The 1,429-nt window shown below is 59.4% G+C and carries 1 protein-coding gene; it reads right to left on the bottom strand.

The window, feature by feature from the left end:
- Positions 1–58: 58 nt before the first annotated feature.
- Complete coding sequence (locus ACODR8_RS19885; protein ID WP_037542386.1) at positions 59–1,258, bottom strand: IS256 family transposase; 1,200 nt, start codon at positions 1,256–1,258, stop codon at positions 59–61.
- Between the last annotated feature and the right edge of the window lie 171 nt (positions 1,259–1,429).

Genomic DNA, 1,429 nt, shown 5'->3' with positions numbered 1-1,429 from the left:
GATCGTGTCCCGCGGGATGGTGTAACAGCGGGTATCCTCGGTAGAGGATCGGACTGGATCAGGCTGCCACGCCGGGCAAACTGATGAGGGGATTGTCGCTGACGGTGGCGAGACTTTCAAGTGTCATATATCGGCGAGCCACGGCCCATTCGTCCTGCTGTTCGAGCATGAGGGCTCCGACGAGGCGTACAATGGCCGCGTCATTGGGAAAGATGCCGACAACGTCGGACCTTCGTTTGATCTCTCCGTTGAGACGTTCCAGGGGATTTGTGCTGGAAATCTGCGGCCAATGTTCTTTCGGGAAGGCTGTGTAGGCGAGGACGTCTTCGCGGGAGCCATCCATCATCTCAGCAAGTTTGGGAGCGCGATCACGCAGGGCATCGGCGACTGTTTGCCATTGCTTATGAGCCTCCTGAGCAGTTTCCTGCGCGAAAATTGTCTTGATCATGGCGGTGACGGCGGCACGCTGCTTAGTGGAAACATGGGCGAGCGCATTGCGCATCCAATGAATCCGACAGCGTTGCTGGGTTGCGTGGAAGACCTTGCTGGCAGCGGCGCGTAGGCCCTTGTGATCGTCTGCAATGACAAGTTTGACGCCCCTGAGCCCGCGATCGGCAAGAGAGCGCAAGAAGCCCTTCCAGAAGGTTTCGGCCTCGGTTGGCCCGGTGTCGACGCCCAGTATCTCGCGGCGGCCATCGTTGCTGACACCGACAGCTATTATCGTCGCGGTCGACACAATCCGGCCACCCTGGCGCGATTTGATGTAGGTCGCATCGAGCCACAGATAAGGGAATTCGCCCTCGATTGGCCTGTTGAGGAAAGCGTTAACCCGTTCGTCGATCTCTTGGATCAGTCGGCTGACGGCGCTCTTGGAGATGCCCGTAGCGCCCATGGCCTTCACGAGATTATCGACCGATCGCGTCGAAATGCCCTGGACATAGGCTTCCTGGATCACCGCCGTCAGGGCCTTCTCGGCAGTCCGACGGGGTTCAAGGAAGGATGGGAAATACGATCCCTTGCGTAGCCGCGGGATCTCCAGTTCGATGTGGCCGGCCCTGGTCTCCCAGGAACGCTCTCGATAGCCGTTGCGCTGGACCTGTCGCCCGGCAGGGTCGCGAGCGCCATGCGCGGCACCAGTCAGCACCTGCACTTCAGCTTCCATCATTCGCTCAGCGGCAAATGCCAACATCTCGCGAACGAGATCTGCATCAGCGCCCTTTTCAACCAGCTCGATAAGGGCCATTCTGTCTGTGGTCATCGTCGTCTCCGATAGGTTCATTGGTTTCGCAACCCGAACTCTACCGAAGATTGGCGATGGCCGCCTAGACAGAAGCCATGCCACCGTTGGGGCATGAAGCTCCGGTCGCTACGCTCCCTCCGCTTCACGCCCCAACGGTGACGCTGTTACACCACGTAACGGGACACGGCC

It is taken from the genome of Sphingobium sp. FG58, assembly GCF_057809055.1.
The sequence above is the reverse complement of the archived record's forward strand: the minus strand, read 5'-3'. Positions and strand labels throughout refer to the sequence as shown.

Bases quoted from the DNA above. Each gene is read 5' to 3' on its own strand.
- ACODR8_RS19885 (WP_037542386.1), bottom strand. From the start codon at position 1,258: ATGACCACAGACAGAATGGCCCTTATCGAGCTGGTTGAAAAGGGCGCT.